This is a genomic window from Paenibacillus dendrobii (genome assembly GCF_009807035.1).
Classification (GTDB): Bacteria; Bacillota; Bacilli; order Paenibacillales; family Paenibacillaceae; genus Paenibacillus_AQ; species Paenibacillus_AQ dendrobii.
The window spans coordinates 826,895-843,656 of the sequence record NZ_WUBI01000002.1; the positions used below are offsets into that span (position 1 = coordinate 826,895).

A 16,762-nucleotide genomic window follows, 5' to 3' on the forward strand; every position below is an offset into this window, starting at 1 on the left:
TTAAGAAGTATTCCCCATATGGCTGCTTTTAACGCTAAGAAACCTGCCGCAAAGAACCGCAGCAGGTTTTCTTCATAAAACTTATCATCATTGTCAGCTTAATCGATCATCGTAAAATCATCGAAGTGAAATCCCGGTGACACGACGCAGGATACAAGAACCGGCTCGTCACCAAGCGGTCGTGCTTCCTGCCATACATTGGCGGGAACCAACGCTTGGGGAACCTGTCCCTTTTCCATATCCATCCCAAGTATGATTTCGGTGCGTTCTCCCGGATTCTCGCTATCGCCGCCAAGCGCCAACATCAGTGGACTCCCCGAGTGCCACATCCACAATTCGTCTGAGAATACACGATGCCACTTGGAGAATTCACCAGGGTGAAGCAAGAAATAAATGGATGTAGCTGCCGGACGCGAACCGGAGTATTTCGGATCCAGAACTTCCTTGGGAATTTCGAATGATGCTTCCCAAAGTCTTTTATACCAACCGCCTTCCGGATGAGGCTGCAGGTCCAAGGTTTTCACCAAGGGAGACAACAACGTTTGGTTCATATTTATCCTTCTTTCTATATCGGGAATTATACAAATCCTATTGTAACAACCTTATACAAAGGGAATCTGCCATTTACTTTATCAAATACTGTCCAGCCTTGTAAATGATCAGATTCCGAGCGCAGATAGCTTGTGATGCCATTTCATTATGATTGCCCGTTTTGAATGCAAAGTCAGCGGGAACATCTTAACGCTCGCCCGTTAACATTTTCCGCTTCCCGGATTCCGGATCCTGGACAGTGCCGCTCTCTTCGTCAAACTCCATCGTCCACCGTGTATTGTTCTCATAAAAAGGCCACTCCAATCCCTCTGCAGACGGATTATCGTTCTTAGCAAAAGCAATCCAGGCGGCCTGCATCTGATCTGCCATGCGCCGCATTCTCGCATCAACTGGAATCCCCGCTGCCTGCAGCAGATCCAGATTTCCCAGAACGAACGGTATTTCAGCCGAGTGAAAAGCTTTGCCGAGCAAAGGATGTCCTGGAATCATTCCGAAATCATAACGGTACATCCACACACGCGCATGTTTACGTTGAGCCTCGGCAAATTGCAGCGACGATCTCCAGAAGTACAGATCGGTCATGGCTTGGCGCTGGCCCTCGGCCGTTAAAGGATACCCTTCGATCCAGGAAGCAGCTTCAGGCGTACCGGTTACCGTAACGAATGCTTTGGCATTTGCTTCAGCTGGCAGCATCGGCGTGTCTTCCTTAATAAACAATGCTCCTTCGTCCCGGTTGGTCCCAATGACCACCTGAATCCCTTCCGCCGAACCTTCGGCGATACTCACAAGCGGGGGACGAGGCAGCTCCGTTCCGTCTATAACAGGCTGGAAGAACATCACGGCTGCGGCACCTGCAGCACGCTTCAGTTTGTCCCCCGCGCGGAGAATCTCTTCAGCCGGTATGGCAAGCAACTTATCCAGTTCGTCCTCCCGGACGCCCAACTCATCAAGCAAAGCTTTTGCCAGCGTACGTCCATGCCGTTCCGAAATGGCTTGCGAAGCGCCGCTCTGCATAATGGCACGCCTGAACAAGCCCTTCGCCTTCGGCATCGCCATCAGCGCGGCAATGCTCATGCTCCCGGCCGATTCGCCGAAGACGGTGACGTCGCCCGGATCGCCCCCGAATGCGGCAATATTGTCACGAACCCATTCCAGCGCTGCAATCTGATCGAGGAGGCCGGCATTGCTGACATAACCATCCTCATCGCCTTCAGAATAATGACCTAGAGGCGCAAATCCCAGCGGTCCTAGCCGATAACTTATTGAGACGACAATCAGTCCGCCGCGGTCCGCTAGATTGCCACCGTCATAGATCGGAAGACCTCCTCCACCAGTTACGAATGCTCCGCCATGAATCCAGACCATCACGGGCAATGAGGATGCCGCCGGCGTTTCAGGTGCCCAAACATTAACATATAGGCAGTCTTCCGACTGAGGAATGTCGCCGCGTTTGAGCCCAAAAGCTCCCCCTGTCGGATCCACCGGCTGAGGAGCCAGAGGACCGGGAGCCTGCGTTTTCCTTGTTCCCGTCCATGGTTCGACAGGAGCCGGTCTGCGGAACCGGCGATCTCCAACGGGCGGCTCCGCAAAAGGGATTCCCTTCCAGGCTTTAACGCCGTTTAGTCTGATTCCTTCTATGAGACCGCTATGTATGCGGATAGTGAGATCGTCCAATTCATGACATCCTTTCTCTCGGTAACTTTGATGCTTATATTTTACCATTATTGAACGGGCAACCCAATTTCACGTCAAGATACGTTTTAGATTCATTTTCCTTGGCTCCTTTCTTACATCAAAATCGATCAAGCGCCAAAGAAATGATTTCCTAAAATTCTGTTCCAGCAGCCGACATACGATACCTGACTTCGTAAAAAAGAACCTGCCATGATAACGACAGGTTCTTTTAGAAGGTGGAAATGACTTTAACGAAATAAGATGAGAGCCTGTCATCACTTCACATGCTAATGATTATTACGAATTCTGTTGCCCTCGAATTTCTGTTTTTGGGATCCATTCATTTCTTCAGAATAATTCCGTCTTCTCCGTTAAAGTATTCCTGTTCTTTCGTTCATTCTATATGCGTCCGGACGACGAGGCCCGAACCTTATGGGCCAGCTGCTGTGCGGCTTGCCGCAGATCTTGCGCCCCGGTAATCGCGGATATCACGGCAATGCCGTCCGCTCCGGCACCAATCACGTCTGCTGCACGCTCTGCGGTAATTCCGCCGATGCCGACCAGCGGGAGCGATACGTTTTCCCGTCTTAGATCCCGCAGGACCCCTGGTCCCTGAGCTTCGCGCGCATCGTCCTTGGATTGCGTCGGATAAATTGGCCCTACGCCGAAATAGTCGACCGCCAGGTTCTCAGCCCGCTTTGCTTCCTCGACCGAATGGACGGACAGCCCCAGAATCTTGTCTCCTATCCGGGTTCGTACCCGCTCCGCAGGCTCATCATCCTGTCCGATATGAACGCCATCCGCATCTATGGCCAGCGCCAGGTCAACGTCATCATTAATGATCAGAGGAATGCTAAAACTACGACAGATAACCAAGATACGCCTGGCAAGCTCCTCCTTAGCAGCCCCCTTCAGGGCGTTTCGTCCCTTCTCTCTAAACTGTACCATCGTAACTCCGCCACGAACCGCCTCCTCTACGGCGGCTGCAGGATCACCATGGCAATTGGCACTGCCGAGGACTAGATATAGGCGTAAGGACTTCCTCAAGCTTTCAATATCGACTCGGCTCATCGGACAAGCTCCTTTCGGCGGCGGTATGCCCAATGATTCGTGGGTCCGCTCCCTTCTCCAAGTTCCACCGCATCCTCGATCGCGGCCTGAATAAACTTCCGGCCCGTACCAACCGCTTCAAGCACCTCGCTCCCTTTGGCCAGCTCAGCCGTAATCGCGGCCGAAAATGTACAGCCCGTTCCATGCGTATGTTTAGTGGCAATTCTCCGTCCTTCAAGCAGCGTGAAGGTATGGCCATCGTACAGCAGATCCACGACCTGATCGGTCGATGGATCGTGTCCGCCCTTGATGACGACCATACGGGCGCCATATTCGGCAATTCTTACCGCCGCTTCACGCCGGTCCTCCAGTGTTAAGATCGCCATTCCGGCAAGGACTTCTGCTTCGGGTATATTGGGCGTAACGATCCGGGCGAGTGGCAGCAGCTTATATTTCAATGCATCAACTGCATCCTGAAGCAGCAGATCCGCTCCTCCCTTCGCCACCATCACCGGGTCTACGACGACATTTTTCCAACCGAAGGCTTGTATGCAATCAGCCACCGCATCAATAATAGGCGCGCTGAACAGCATCCCTGTCTTTAGGGCATCGACCCCCAAATCCTCACCCACTGCCTGAATCTGTTCCGCAACGGCGGCGGCGGCCAATGGATATACGCCTTGTACGCCCAACGTATTTTGGACCGTCACAGCCGTAATCGCCGTCATCCCGAATACGTCAAGCTCTTGGAATGTTTTAATATCAGCCTGAATACCGGCGCCTCCACCGCTGTCGGAGCCTGCGATGGTCAGAGCTCTTGGAGCGCTCATTGCAAAAATCCTCTTCCTGCTGAAACCCGGTGACAGATGACCGCCTCCTCCTCAACCGGGATTTGGTCCATTTCGGATAAGGCATCAAGAAATGCGGTTTGGAAGCTTCCCGGACCACGGAATCCCGCAGCGTCGTATGCCCTGGTTGCCGCCGCACCGTATAAGGCGAGGGCGGCTGCACCTGCTGTCAGCAAATCAGGCTCTACCGCAGCAAAAGCTCCCATCACCGAGGTCAGCAGGCAACCCGTGCCCGTCACCCGGGTCATGATCGGATGACCTCCCCGGATAACATAACTTTTCGTGCCGTCCGTTATGACGTCTTCCTTACCCGTTATAGCTACGATCGTGCCAATCCGATGAGCAGCCCTCGCAGCAAGATCGATCGGTGTCTCCTCCTCTGCCCCGTCTGCGTCAACTCCTTTTATGGCTGCGGCTTCGCCGATTAAATGGGCCACCTCGGCCGCATTGCCGCGAACCATGGCAATCCGGACCTCTCGCAATATTTCCAGAGCCGACCTCGTCCGGAATGGCGTTGCTCCTGCCCCCACAGGATCGAGCAGTACCGGGATGCCATGGAGATTGGCCGACCGTCCTGCCAGAATCGCGGCTTCAACCAGTTCAGCGCTGAGCGTACCCAGATTCAGCACTAATGCTCCAGCCATCCTGGCCATATCGGCAACCTCTTCCCGCGCATAAGCCATCACGGGAGAAGCACCAATAGCCAAAAGCCCGTTCGCCGTAAAATTCGTGACGACCACATTTGTAATGTTATGTACTAAGGGTCGCCGCTGTTTGATAAAATGAGGCAACAGCTGCATGTGTGAAACCATCATCGTCCCACCCCCTCTGCTTTCATCGCGTTAACCGGCCACTCTTCTAACGAGTACGCCATGTCCCAGAACATGTATTCCAGCTGGCAGCTGGTTAAATAATGCTCCTTGAGACGCCTTTTCCGCTCTGGTGACAATGGCTCCGCCCACTTATCCAGCAGCAGGCGCATCTGCTCCGTGATCCCGAATTCCCGGTCCCCATAAAAGTGCATCCAGTCATAGAACTTATGAGTCCGGCTCGGTTTTACTTCCTCCAGCAATCTTTTTCCAATTTCAGCATAAGTCCATGGACAAGGCAGGAGCGCTGCTATGATGTCTTCCATATTCCCCTCATGAGCGGCATTCAGCATATGACGGATATAATGATGGGCAGAAGGGGCAAGCGGGAAGCTCTGCATCTCTTCATACGTCACACCGGCGACCTCGCAAAAATTCTGGTGAGGATGCGTTTCACTGTGCAGAATAAACGAAATTTGTTCATTAAAAAGTGCCATGGTATCGCGGTCATCGCATTTGGAAATGGCCATTCCGTAAATCCGGATATAGGCGTTCAGATATTCAAAATCCTGCTTAACATAGTGAATCAGCTGTTCCTTACGCAGCGTTCCATCCGCAATCCCCCGCACGAACGGGTGGTCAAAAATGGCGTTAAAAATCGGATCCGCCGCGATTCTCAATTCTTCGGTAAAACGGGTCATCTCATGCACCTCCGCATAAATTTGGATGAAATCCAAACAGGGAGCATCGGAGCAGCAACAAAAAAAGCCGCTCCGAAATGGAGCGGCTTCGCCTAATCATCATGAAAAAACATCAATCCGAGCATGGGAAGTCCGTCTCCACTTCCCTACGCCGGTATGATCCGGATCAGGTTCAAAGGGTCCAAGCGTTCCTTGTCTCAGCCGCTTTTGGCGCGGCTCCCCTAGTGGATTTCGTATAAAGTTCAATTTCACGTTTTACTTTAGCTTTGTTGATTGGACTTGTCAAACCTATTTTTTCGTCATGACGGCATCAGCTGATCTTTTTCCAGTCGTCCGATCCGCTGCGGATGAGCACGGAAATGGCGCTTTGACTCTGTCCCAGGTCGATGAAACAATCTTGATCCACATCCTTCTCCTCCCAATCGTTCAGACGGACAATATATCCGATTCGCTTCACATAGACAGGGACGGTAAAAGAAGCTATAGCCCTGCCGTGCTCTACTCTTTCAAAATCCACTCGCTGCTCGCGCAGTCCGGTACCCCAAACCCACAAATTCCAACCTTCGTATTTGCCGTCTGGACGCTCATATTGAACTTCGACCCGCTTTGCCGGCCGCGGCGTGCCACCCACCTCTTCATACAGCACCATCATGGACAAAGCCGGAACGCTTACCTGCTCATCCACCGTGAAATCAAGCGCTTTGTTCCCGGCATGTTTGTCATTCACGGCCACTTTCCAGCCAGTAATGGAGAATGGAAGCCCCATCCGGATGTCAAGAGGGTTGGCATTGTATATGACGATGATGTTTTTCCACGTATCGCCATTGGCAAAATCTCTTAGCATATACGCTACCGTATTATCCTGAGATCGGAGCACCTCCAAATGCTTCTCTACCTGCTCCTTCGAGGTCATGCGGAAAGCAGGATGGCTTTTTCGAAGTTCAATCAGGCCCCGGTAGTAGTCGAATACCGGCTTAAATCTCCGTTTGTTTTCCCACCGGATCGCATTAATGATATCCCCGCTGCGGTAGCTGTTATGATCGCCGTACTTTGTACGCAGCAGCTCGTCGCCGGCCTGGATCATAGGTATCCCCTGGGAGGTCAGCACGATGCCATTGGCAAGAATCGCTCTTTTCACGGTCTCACTTTGCAAAATATCATCGCTCCCCACGCTGCGGTACGGATCCGCACCTTCCACTGCTTCCCGAAGATCGCCGCCGCCTGTGAGCTTGCCGTCCCGAATCTCCTGGAATCCGGCTTCGCTGCGAAGTCCCTGCGTCATCAAAACCTTATCCCATAAATTCAGATTATCGTGGACCGTTACGTAATTAATCGTCTCCAGCGGCGAATCCGCAAAATCGGATACCGCTCCCTTGACGCCTTCCACAATCGCCGCTTCCTGCGCCGGCTGTCCTGTGGCGAAGCCCTTTCCGCCGCCGTCGCTGTCCCCTTTAATAGCGCCGCGGAAGTGGTCGTTAAACACGGCAAAACCGCGGCTTCTTTGACTGCCTTTCAGCGTTTGCTGCTGCAGCGGCGTGTTCCCCCCTGTCCATGGTTCCCCATAGATCAGCAGCGACCGGTCAACCTCACGGTGAAGCTCCTCGGCAATCTGCGTCATCGTGTCCGTATCGATCAAGCCCATTAAGTCGAAACGGAACCCGTCGATATGGTACTCCTCAGCCCAATAACGCACCGAATCCACAATGTACTTCCGGACCATGGGACGCTCCGTAGCCAGCTCATTGCCGACACCGGAACCGTTCGCCAGCTTTCCTTCGGCGTCTTTGCGATAGTAATAACCTGGCACCACCGCTTCAAAAGGACCGTCATCCACGCCGAACGTATGATTATAGACGACGTCCATGATGATACGGATGCCTTTTTGATGAAGCGCCATCACCATTTCCTTGAATTCGCGGATTCGGACCCCCGGCATTTGCGGATCGGTCGAGTATGATCCCTCAGGCACGTTAAAATGCTGCGGATCGTAACCCCAGTTATACTTCTGTCCAGTCCATTCCGGATGATCCACCTGAAGCTCGTTCACGGTTTTAAAATCAAACACCGGCAGCAGATGCACGTGGGTCACGCCCAGCTCCTGCAGGTGATCGATGCCGATACGGTTTCCCTCGCCATCGCGAAGACCCGTTTCCGTAAACGCTTTAAATTTGCCTTTATACTCAAAGGGCGATGTCGGATCTGCCGAAAAATCGCGCACGTGCAGCTCATACAGCACGGCGTCCTGAGAGCCTTCCAAAGGCGGCCGTTTCTCATCCTCCCAGCCTGTCGGATTCCAAGCCTTCAAATCGACGATCGCCGACCTGGCTCCGTTCGCGCTGACTGCCCGTGAATAAGGATCTGCCGCGTAGCGGATGCTGCCATCTGTCTCCTCGATTTTGTACATATAGTAACGACCGGCCAAATCACCGTAGAAGCGCAGAAACCAGACGCCGTCTTTCCACTTTTTCATGCCGATCTCCAAACCGTCTGTGTGAACGGAAACTTCGCCCTCGGCATTATAGCTTCCCGCATCCTGATAGAGAGCCAGCGTAACCTTCTCTGCCTTCGGTGCCCAAAGCTTAAAGATACTTTCCGTCCTGGAGTAATTGCACCCCAGATCTCGGCCATCATAGTAAACATTCCATTCATTCATGATTTATACACCACCATAAAATTGACATTCGATGTATGCAAAATCGCTTTCAACACATCCTATGTGTCTTTGTTGCCATTTGCAAGGGTTTATATGCGTTATATCGGCCCAAATTACGGCTTGCTGAATAGCAAAAAGCTTGTCCGGGAGCAAAATTGCACATCGATTCACGAAAAAACTTAATAGAGTTACAGCATTAACCCCCGCAGTCATCGACTCCGGAACGGCTTAGCCGCTTTATCAGCCGGAAAAGCCGTCTGCCTCTGTTAGCTTAATACTGCTTGTCATGGTCACGGGGGGTGTTCCGCCAGACCTTATCGAAGATCTATAGATATAAAAAACGGCGTGCCAGATGACAGAGTCAACCGCACGCCCTTTCTGCTTACCTAAATCTACTCTTCCAAGAACTTCTCATACTGCTCGGCGCTCAGCAGTGCCGACAATTGCTCCTCCAGGTCACCCTGAATTTCGATCTCTGCCATCCATCCGCCTTCATAAGGCTCACTATTCACGAGCTCAGGTTCATCGTTCAATTGCGAGTTGATTTTCGTGATTTGACCGCCGACAGGGCTAAACAGGTCGGATACAGTTTTTACGGATTCAATCGTCCCGATGGTTTCCTCGGCTTTGACTTCCGTGCCTTCGTCCGGCAGCTCCACAAACACGATATCGCCCAGCTGATGCTGCGCAAAATCACTAATGCCGATCCGCACGACGTTTCCGCTTACTTTTTCAACCCATTCATGATCCTTGCTGTACCAACGGTTCTCTTTCACATTGCTCATTTTTTTCAACTCTCCTTCGATTAGTGTAAAGATCAGATGACATTCACTGTGGATGAGCCCATTAATTCATGTCTGACGATGGCTGCTTGGCTTCCTTGGCTTTTCTTCGGCGCTGCTCCACCAATTCTTTGGTCAGCTTGCGTCCGGTAGGTGTTGCGGCTAGGCCACCCTTGCCGGTCTCGCGGTGCTTGGTCGGCATGGCACTGCCCACCTCCAGCATGACGCCGATAACTTCATCGGCAGGGATGATGCTCCCCACGCCGGCAAGCGCCATATCGGCGGCAGCCAGCGCGGTGACAGCTCCCAGCCCGTTGCGCACGATACAGGGGATTTCCACGAGCCCGGCAACCGGATCGCAAATGAGGCCAAGGCAGTTTTTCAAGGCAAGGCCAACCGCGTGAACCGCTTGCTGCGGCGAGCCTCCCCTCAGTTCTACCATGGCGCCGGCTGCCATGCCAATTGCCGATCCAACTTCGGCTTGGCAGCCTCCTTCAGCCCCTGATATCGAAGCATTGTTGGCAATGACATAGCCAATCGCGCCGGCGGTGAACAAGCCGTAAACCAGCTTGTCGTCATCCCAGCCAAAGCGTTCCTGCGTGCTGACGAACACGCCGGGAATGATCCCGCAAGAGCCCGCCGTCGGCGTGGCGATAATCCTGCCCATCGAGGCGTTCACTTCCGAGACGGCAAGCGCATAGGCCATCGCCGTGGCAGACGGTCCTCCAAGAGACGATTCGCCCTGCTGCATATAATCCGCTACCTTCTTGGCGTCGCCTCCCGTCAGCCCGCTCCGGGATTTGGTGTTGCCGGTCAGCCCCTTCTGAACGGCTTCCTTCATGACCTTGTAATACTCGGCCATCTGACGGAAAACCTCATAAACGGAGACGCCCGTTTCCTTGGCCTGATCCTCCAGCATCACTTCGGCAATCGTTTTGTTCTCTTTCAGGCAGATGTCTGCCAGCTGTTCCAGCGTTTCGAATCTCATAGGTCAACTAGCTCCTTTGGGTCAAATCAATCATCGTCACTTCCAAAATATGAGGCAGCCTCAGCATCTCTTCAATCAGGACCCTCGCCGGAGCCGAATCCAGTTCAAAGACGGTCATCGCCGCTCCGCTGCGTCCCTTGCGGTCCACGTCCATATAGCCGATGTTGATGCCCTCACTGCTTAGCAGGGATGTCAGGCTCGCAAGCACGCCTTGGCTGTCGGAGTGGGTAACCGCGATCGTAGGATACTCCCCTGTAATCTGCACGTCAAAACCGTTCAGAGAGTAAACGGCGATGGTGCCTCCGCCGATGGAAGCCGCAACAATCTCCGCCTTACATCCACCAGCCTGCAGCGTGATCTTCACGGAGTTCGGATGCGGACCGTTGCCTCTTCCCTGTACCCATTCCAACTCCATGCCGGCCTTCTCGGCTTCAAGATCCGCTTCCGGGATCCGTTCATCATCCGTATCAAAATTAAGCAGCCCGGCCGTTAAAGCCAAATCCGTACCATGTCCCCAGTAGGTCTCGGCAAATGATCCGAACAACGTCATCTGTGCCTTCTCCGGCTGGCAGCCCAGCAGCTGGCGCGCCACCCTTCCGATGCGTACGGCGCCGGCAGTGTGGGAACTGGAGGGTCCCACCATGGACGGTCCAATGATGGAAAATACATTTTTGAATCTCAAGAACTTCCACGCTCCTGTAATAGGTATTCATGTCAGGAAATTGCACAGTTTTCAAAATGGAATAACGATAACAGATCCATCAGCATTACAAATTTCCAAAAGAAAAAGACAGCAAAAAGGTATGCAGCACCTTTTTCTCTGTCCCTTGTACCTGAGAGTTTGAGCGAAAAATCATCTTTTTCGCGTTCCCCTTGGGTGGCTGACGCTCTCTCCAGAGCCGCGTCCGGCGACGGTTCCTTGTACCTGAGAGATTAGCCGCCAGCATGTGCGTGCGTGCAGCTTGCTCCTTCGGTGCCGCCCTTTCTTTAGGGCAGTCTCTCCCGTTCGCCTTCATCCGCTATATATGGAAATCATTTATATTTTGGAACCATTTACAATCCTAATCCCCTTAAGAATAATGCAGACGAAGCGGCGGTGTCAATATAACAGAAACCCCTTTTCTCGATATTGCCGCCACCGCGTTTTCACTGCACGATTGCTCCAACTTCCCGTTATGGTTTAAGCAGCCTATAACTGCATCCCGCTTCGTATGTATTCCATGGCGCCAAGGGCCACAATCCGCTTATTGTCTCTTGCCTTTGCGATCAGGCAATTCTTGAACATCTCGGGAATCGTATGCTTCTGGGCAGTTGCCAGCGCATGTTCCATATATCCGGGATAAGTGGCGGTACTACCACCTATAACAATGACGTCCGGATTGAACAAGTGGATCACGTTCGTCAGCGCAAGTCCAAAATGATGACCTGCTTGAGCCAGCAGCTCCATTGTATCCGGCTCTTCTCTGGTGATCCGCCCGAGAAATTCGTCAATACCGCAGCTGGCCTGCGTGAGAATGCCGATGCCTCCTGCCAGGCTATCCAGCGTTTTGGGACCATGTTCGGTTTGCGTTATACAATAGCCCAATTCACCGGCAAAGCCGTGGGCTCCGGTAAACATGCGTTCCTTCGAGTACACGCCGATTGCGATGCCCGAGCCTGCCATAATGACAGCAATGGTGTCTTTGTCCCGGTAGTGAACGGTTTCGGCCACGGTAGCGGATTTCACATCATTAATGAACCGTACCGGAAATCTGCCTTCGCCAAAATAATCGGTCGAAATCCCGCTCAGGGAACCGATATCCGAAAGTTTCACCCGGTAATCTCCTTCAACCAGGCCGGGTACCGCCATGCCTAATCCGTCCGGCACAAACGGCAGAGCGTCAATAAAAGTATCGATATCATGCTTCAGCCGCTCCCGCGGACAATCCAGCCCGGTGGGCACCTTCTTTTCAACATGCTGCCCGTCAACCTGTGCATACAGATACATTTTCGTGCAACCGATATCGACGCCGACCACTCTTTCCATGCTTGATACCTCCTGGAATTGATCGTAATGGTGTATCCTGTAAGTATTGTAGCGCGTTCGGACTGTAATCAATACATAAAAATAAGTGAAAAACCGTATGTAGGTACGCGCTTCTTCCTTGCCGGGAATCAGGCCCTCCAACGGATAATCTTGTTGACATTCCCCAGGCCTTTGAGTATTAATGATAATAAGACAATTCAATAGCGGATGAAGGTAATGGGAGAGATTACTGATTATTAGTGACGCCGAAGGAGTAAGCCCTTGCAAGAGGGTGAATCTCTCAGGCAAAAGGACCATTATTGGACGCATCTCTGGAGAGAATTCTTAAACGGAAGAATCACCCAAGGGGAAATTTGTTGACCGGTGCTAAAACGGTTTGAACCTCTTTTCAACCCTTATTGGCCCGGATAGCAAGGTAACTCTCAGGTACCAAGGACAGAGCATGAAGATCAGTATGCCGTAAAAACGGCATGCTTGTTCTTCTGCCTGTCCTTTTTGTGTTAAGAAAAACTCTATCGACGTACTTTCACAAAAGACAGATTGCGTTTTACGGAAGCTTTTCTTGCGGTATAAGGTTGTTAGCTCTTCGAAATTTCAACATTCTTATATCAAAAAATAATAAAAGAGAAGGTGACTAACGTGTCCGAGCTCAAACGAACTCCGCTCTATCCTTTGTATGCTGAGATTTCCGGCGTGCGCTGCATCGATTTCGGCGGCTGGGATCTCCCCGTCCAGTTCAGCGGTATCCATAAAGAGCATGAGGCTGTCCGCGAAGCAGCCGGTCTATTCGATGTATCCCATATGGGCGAATTCATGGTAAGCGGCCCGAAAGCCGAAAGCTTTATCCAGCTAGTGACCGTCAATGACGTAACCGCCCTCGTCCCCGGACAGGCGCAGTACAGTGCTATGTGTTACCCGGACGGCGGCGTCGTGGATGATCTGCTTGTTTATAAGCTGGAAGAGCAGTCCTACATGCTGGTGGTTAACGCATCGAATATCGAAAAAGATTGGGAATGGCTGCAACAGCATCTGAGCGATGGCGTTCAAATGACCAATCAATCGGAAGAAACAGCTCTCCTGGCACTTCAGGGACCCAAAGCAGAAGATATTATTGCCCCTCTCGTTGATGCGGATCTGGCAAAGCTCGGAGCGTTTCACTTCTTACAACATGTGACTTTGTTCGGAGCATCCGTTCTGATTTCGCGAACCGGTTATACCGGCGAAGACGGCTTTGAAATTTACCTGCCATCGGAAAACGCACCCGCCGTATGGAAGGGATTGCTTGAACATGGCGTTGCTCACGGACTTCTGCCTGCCGGGCTTGGCGCCCGCGACACGCTTCGTTTCGAAGCTAAGTTGCCGCTCTACGGGCAAGAGCTGTCCAAGGAGATTTCCCCGCTGGAAGGCGGCATCGGCTTTTTCGTGAAGTTGAACCAAGCCGATGATTTCATCGGCAAAGAAGCGCTGCAGCAGCAAAAGAACGACGGTATTCCGCGTAAATTGGTCGGCGTGGAAATGATCGACCGCGGCATCCCGCGCTCTCATTACCCGGTTTATGCCGGCGACACGCAAATCGGTGAAATCACCACCGGGACTCAATCCCCGACGCTCAAGCGCAATCTGGGGCTTGCCTTGATCGAAAGCAGCTACGCCGCGATCGGCACGCAGGTTGAGGTGGACGTGCGCGGTAAACGTTTGAAAGCCGAAGTGGTAAGTGCCCCATTCTACAAAAGAGCCCGAAAAGGAGCTGACTCCAAGTGAAGCACCGTTATTTGCCCATGACCGAGCAGGATCAGAAGGAAATGCTAAAAACCGTTGGATTGAATTCCATCGAAGATCTGTTCAAAGATATTCCCGACGAAATCCGCTTTAAGGGTGAGCTGCCGGTTTCGAAAGGGCTGGACGAATATGCCCTTACAAGCCATTTGTCCGCGCTTGCCGCCAAAAACGCCAATACCGACCAATACCCAAGTTTCCTGGGAGCCGGCCTGTATGACCATCATATTCCATCCGTGATCAATCATGTCGTATCGAGATCGGAATTTTATACCGCTTATACGCCTTATCAGCCTGAAGTCAGCCAAGGCGAGCTGCAGGCAATCTTTGAATTCCAATCTTATATTTGTGAACTGACAGGCATGGCCGTCGCCAACGCCAGCATGTATGACGGCGCAACGGCGCTAGCCGAAGCCGGTTCGCTGGCAAGTGCCGCCACCAAGCGCAGCAAACTCGTAGTCTCCAAAGCAGTTCATCCGGAATCCAGACAAGTGCTTCACACCTACGCGCATGGACTGGGACTTGAAATCGTTGAGGTAAGCACAACCAATGGCGTGACAGACCTGGAGGAACTTGCGAAGGCCGTTTCCGACGATACTGCTGCCGTACTGGTGCAGAGTCCTAACTTTTTCGGCTCGATCGAAGATCTCTCTTCAATCGGTGATCTGATACATGGTCATAAAGGGCTGATGATCGTAAGCACCAATCCAATGTCTCTCGGACTTTTGGAAGGCCCGGGCAAACTCGGAGCGGACATTGTCGTGGGTGACGCCCAGCCGCTTGGCATCTCTTCTTCGCTTGGCGGCCCAACTTGCGGATTTTTCGCGGTTTCCAAAGATCATATGCGCAGAATGCCGGGCCGAATTGTCGGCCAAACGGTAGATCGAAATGGAAAACGCGGCTTTGTGCTGACGCTTCAGGCTCGTGAACAGCATATCCGCCGCGAAAAAGCGACCTCCAATATTTGCTCGAACCAGGCGCTGCTTGCGCTTTGCGCTTCCGTATATATGTCCGTGATGGGCAAGCAAGGCATGATTGATGTGGGTCGTCTGAACCTGCAAAAGAGCCACTATGCCGCAGACCGCCTGGCCAAGGTGCCTGGTGTGACGCTGCCTTTTACATCCCCTTATTTCAACGAGTTTGTGATCAAGCTTCCTGACGGCGTGTCCGCTTCCATAGTGAATTCGAAGCTTCTGAAGGAAGGTTTCCTCGGTGGCTATGACCTCGGCCGGTCTTATCCGGAGCTTGAAGGCCATATGTTGGTAGCCGTGACGGAACGCAGAACCAGAGAACAAATTGACCAATTCGCATCACTGCTGGAGGGCTGTTTATGATACAGGAAAAAGCATTGATATTTGAGCTGAGCCACCCTGGCCGCATCGCCTATTCCCTGCCGGAGCTCGACGTACCTGCGGTGGAGGCTGAATCCGTCATACCATCCTCCATGCTGAGAAGCGAACCTGCGGCTCTGCCGGAGGTTTACGAGGTTGATGTCATCCGCCATTACACGGAGCTCTCACGACGCAATTTCGGCGTCGACAACGGATTCTATCCGCTTGGCTCCTGTACGATGAAATATAATCCGAAGGTGAATGAAGACGTGGCCCGCTATGCCGGTTTTGCGAAGATCCATCCCTACCAGCCTGAAGAAAGCATCCAGGGCGCATTGGAACTGCTGTATCAGCTGCAAATAGACCTCGCAGGACTCACTGGCATGGATGCCGTTACATTGCAGCCTGCTGCCGGAGCCCACGGCGAATGGACCGGTCTGATGATGATCCGCGCCTACCATGAAAGCCGCGGGGAGCAGCGTAACAAGGTCATCGTGCCGGATTCTTCCCACGGCACCAATCCAGCAAGTGCGTCCGTTGCCGGCTTGCAGACCATTACCATCCCTTCGACGGACAAAGGTCTTGTCGATCTGGAGGCACTCCGTGCAGCCGTCGGAAGCGATACGGCTGCACTGATGCTGACCAATCCGAATACGCTCGGCTTGTTCGAAGAACAAATTCAGGAAATCGCTGCAATCGTACACGAAGCCGGCGGCCTGCTGTATTACGATGGAGCTAATTCCAATGCCATTATGGGCATTACCCGTCCAGGAGACATGGGATTTGACGTTGTTCACTTGAATTTGCATAAAACGATGAGTACGCCGCACGGCGGCGGCGGTCCCGGCGCCGGTCCGGTGGGCGTTAAAAGTCGGCTTGTACCGTTCCTTCCGCGTCCATTCGTTTCGAAAACCGCGGACGGATCATTCACGCTGGACGACAGCGGCGACCAATCCATCGGCCGCGTTAAAGCCTATTATGGCAACTTCGGTATTCTGGTCCGCGCTTACACTTACATGCGCAGCTACGGTCCGGAAGGCCTGCGCCGCGTATCCGAATGCGCCGTTCTGAATGCCAACTATATGATGAAGCGTCTTGAGCCTTACTTTGACATACCGTATCCAGGCATTTGCAAGCATGAGTTTGTCATGTCCGGCACGCCGCTGAAGAAATACGGCGTACGCACATTGGATGTGGCCAAACGGCTGCTTGATTTTGGATATCATCCGCCTACCATCTACTTCCCGCTCAACGTCGAGGAATGCATGATGATTGAACCGACTGAGACGGAAAGCAAGGATACGCTCGACGCTTTCATCGATACGATGATTCAAATTGCCAAGGAAGCCGAGGAGCAGCCTGAACTGCTGCTGAATGCTCCCTACGATACGCCGGTCACCCGTTTGGACGAAACGACGGCTGCACGCAAGCCAGTCCTGAACTGCGCCTGCAGCTAAGTTGATGACTAGTTAGACAGCATCTTATCGTACAAATGGAACAAATTGTGCTTGCATCTAAAAAAGGGTATCCCTGAAGGTCCACAGACCTTAGGGATACCCCTTTTTCTTAGAG

Annotated in this window: 14 protein-coding genes and 4 riboswitches; of the genes, 3 read left to right on the forward strand and 11 right to left on the reverse strand. The window is 52.5% G+C overall.

Annotation, left to right across the window (positions count from 1 at the left end):
* Positions 1–98: 98 nt before the first annotated feature.
* The 11 genes from GRF59_RS17510 to GRF59_RS17560 form a co-directional block, all read right to left on the reverse strand.
* Positions 99–551, reverse strand: coding sequence for a cupin domain-containing protein (locus GRF59_RS17510; RefSeq protein ID WP_160498971.1), 453 nt, complete (start codon positions 549–551; stop codon positions 99–101).
* Positions 552–738: 187 nt separating this feature from the next.
* Positions 739–2,226: a carboxylesterase/lipase family protein gene (locus GRF59_RS17515; RefSeq protein ID WP_160498972.1), complete on the reverse strand. Its 1,488-nt coding sequence runs from the start codon at positions 2,224–2,226 to the stop codon at positions 739–741.
* 399 nt (positions 2,227–2,625) lie between these two features.
* Complete coding sequence (gene thiE, locus GRF59_RS17520) at positions 2,626–3,297, reverse strand: thiamine phosphate synthase (protein ID WP_160498973.1); 672 nt, start codon at positions 3,295–3,297, stop codon at positions 2,626–2,628.
* A complete protein-coding gene (gene thiD / locus GRF59_RS17525) occupies positions 3,294–4,106 on the reverse strand; it encodes a bifunctional hydroxymethylpyrimidine kinase/phosphomethylpyrimidine kinase (RefSeq protein ID WP_160498974.1) in 813 nt (270 codons plus the stop codon). Before thiD ends, thiE begins: the two co-directional genes overlap by 4 nt.
* Positions 4,103–4,939, reverse strand: coding sequence for a hydroxyethylthiazole kinase (thiM, locus tag GRF59_RS17530; RefSeq protein ID WP_160498975.1), 837 nt, complete (start codon positions 4,937–4,939; stop codon positions 4,103–4,105). Before thiM ends, thiD begins: the two co-directional genes overlap by 4 nt.
* Positions 4,936–5,634: a thiaminase II gene (tenA, locus tag GRF59_RS17535; protein ID WP_160498976.1), complete on the reverse strand. Its 699-nt coding sequence runs from the start codon at positions 5,632–5,634 to the stop codon at positions 4,936–4,938. Before tenA ends, thiM begins: the two co-directional genes overlap by 4 nt.
* A gap of 126 nt (positions 5,635–5,760) precedes the next feature.
* Positions 5,761–5,867, reverse strand: a riboswitch (TPP riboswitch).
* A 77-nt stretch (positions 5,868–5,944) separates the two neighbouring features.
* On the reverse strand, positions 5,945–8,287 hold the full coding sequence (gene pulA / locus GRF59_RS17540; protein ID WP_160498977.1) for a type I pullulanase: 2,343 nt from the start codon (positions 8,285–8,287) through the stop codon (positions 5,945–5,947).
* Between the two features lie 392 nt (positions 8,288–8,679).
* Positions 8,680–9,072: a glycine cleavage system protein GcvH gene (gene gcvH / locus GRF59_RS17545; protein ID WP_160498978.1), complete on the reverse strand. Its 393-nt coding sequence runs from the start codon at positions 9,070–9,072 to the stop codon at positions 8,680–8,682.
* A gap of 61 nt (positions 9,073–9,133) precedes the next feature.
* Positions 9,134–10,057, reverse strand: coding sequence for an L-serine ammonia-lyase, iron-sulfur-dependent, subunit alpha (gene sdaAA, locus GRF59_RS17550; protein WP_160498979.1), 924 nt, complete (start codon positions 10,055–10,057; stop codon positions 9,134–9,136).
* A gap of 7 nt (positions 10,058–10,064) precedes the next feature.
* The gene (gene sdaAB, locus GRF59_RS17555) at positions 10,065–10,739 is read right to left on the reverse strand and encodes an L-serine ammonia-lyase, iron-sulfur-dependent subunit beta (protein WP_160498980.1); all 675 of its coding nucleotides are present in this window, start codon (positions 10,737–10,739) and stop codon (positions 10,065–10,067) included.
* A 221-nt stretch (positions 10,740–10,960) separates the two neighbouring features.
* A riboswitch (glycine riboswitch) is annotated at positions 10,961–11,072 on the reverse strand.
* A gap of 174 nt (positions 11,073–11,246) precedes the next feature.
* Entirely contained in the window at positions 11,247–12,083 is an 837-nt protein-coding gene (locus tag GRF59_RS17560) for an ROK family protein (protein ID WP_160498981.1), read from the reverse strand.
* Positions 12,084–12,290: 207 nt separating this feature from the next.
* A riboswitch (glycine riboswitch) is annotated at positions 12,291–12,389 on the forward strand.
* 3 nt (positions 12,390–12,392) lie between these two features.
* A riboswitch (glycine riboswitch) is annotated at positions 12,393–12,524 on the forward strand.
* Between the two features lie 198 nt (positions 12,525–12,722).
* On the opposite strand from GRF59_RS17560, the gene gcvT reads away from it, so the two are divergent.
* Genes gcvT through gcvPB form a run of 3 tightly spaced genes read left to right on the forward strand, consistent with a single transcriptional unit; the run spans position 12,723 to position 16,647 of the window.
* Complete coding sequence (gcvT, locus tag GRF59_RS17565; protein WP_160498982.1) at positions 12,723–13,844, forward strand: glycine cleavage system aminomethyltransferase GcvT; 1,122 nt, start codon at positions 12,723–12,725, stop codon at positions 13,842–13,844.
* Positions 13,841–15,193: an aminomethyl-transferring glycine dehydrogenase subunit GcvPA gene (gene gcvPA / locus GRF59_RS17570; protein WP_341480093.1), complete on the forward strand. Its 1,353-nt coding sequence runs from the start codon at positions 13,841–13,843 to the stop codon at positions 15,191–15,193. The genes gcvT and gcvPA overlap by 4 nt, the downstream gene beginning before the upstream one ends.
* A complete protein-coding gene (gene gcvPB / locus GRF59_RS17575) occupies positions 15,190–16,647 on the forward strand; it encodes an aminomethyl-transferring glycine dehydrogenase subunit GcvPB (protein WP_160498983.1) in 1,458 nt (485 codons plus the stop codon). Before gcvPA ends, gcvPB begins: the two co-directional genes overlap by 4 nt.
* The last annotated feature ends 115 nt before the right edge of the window (positions 16,648–16,762 follow it).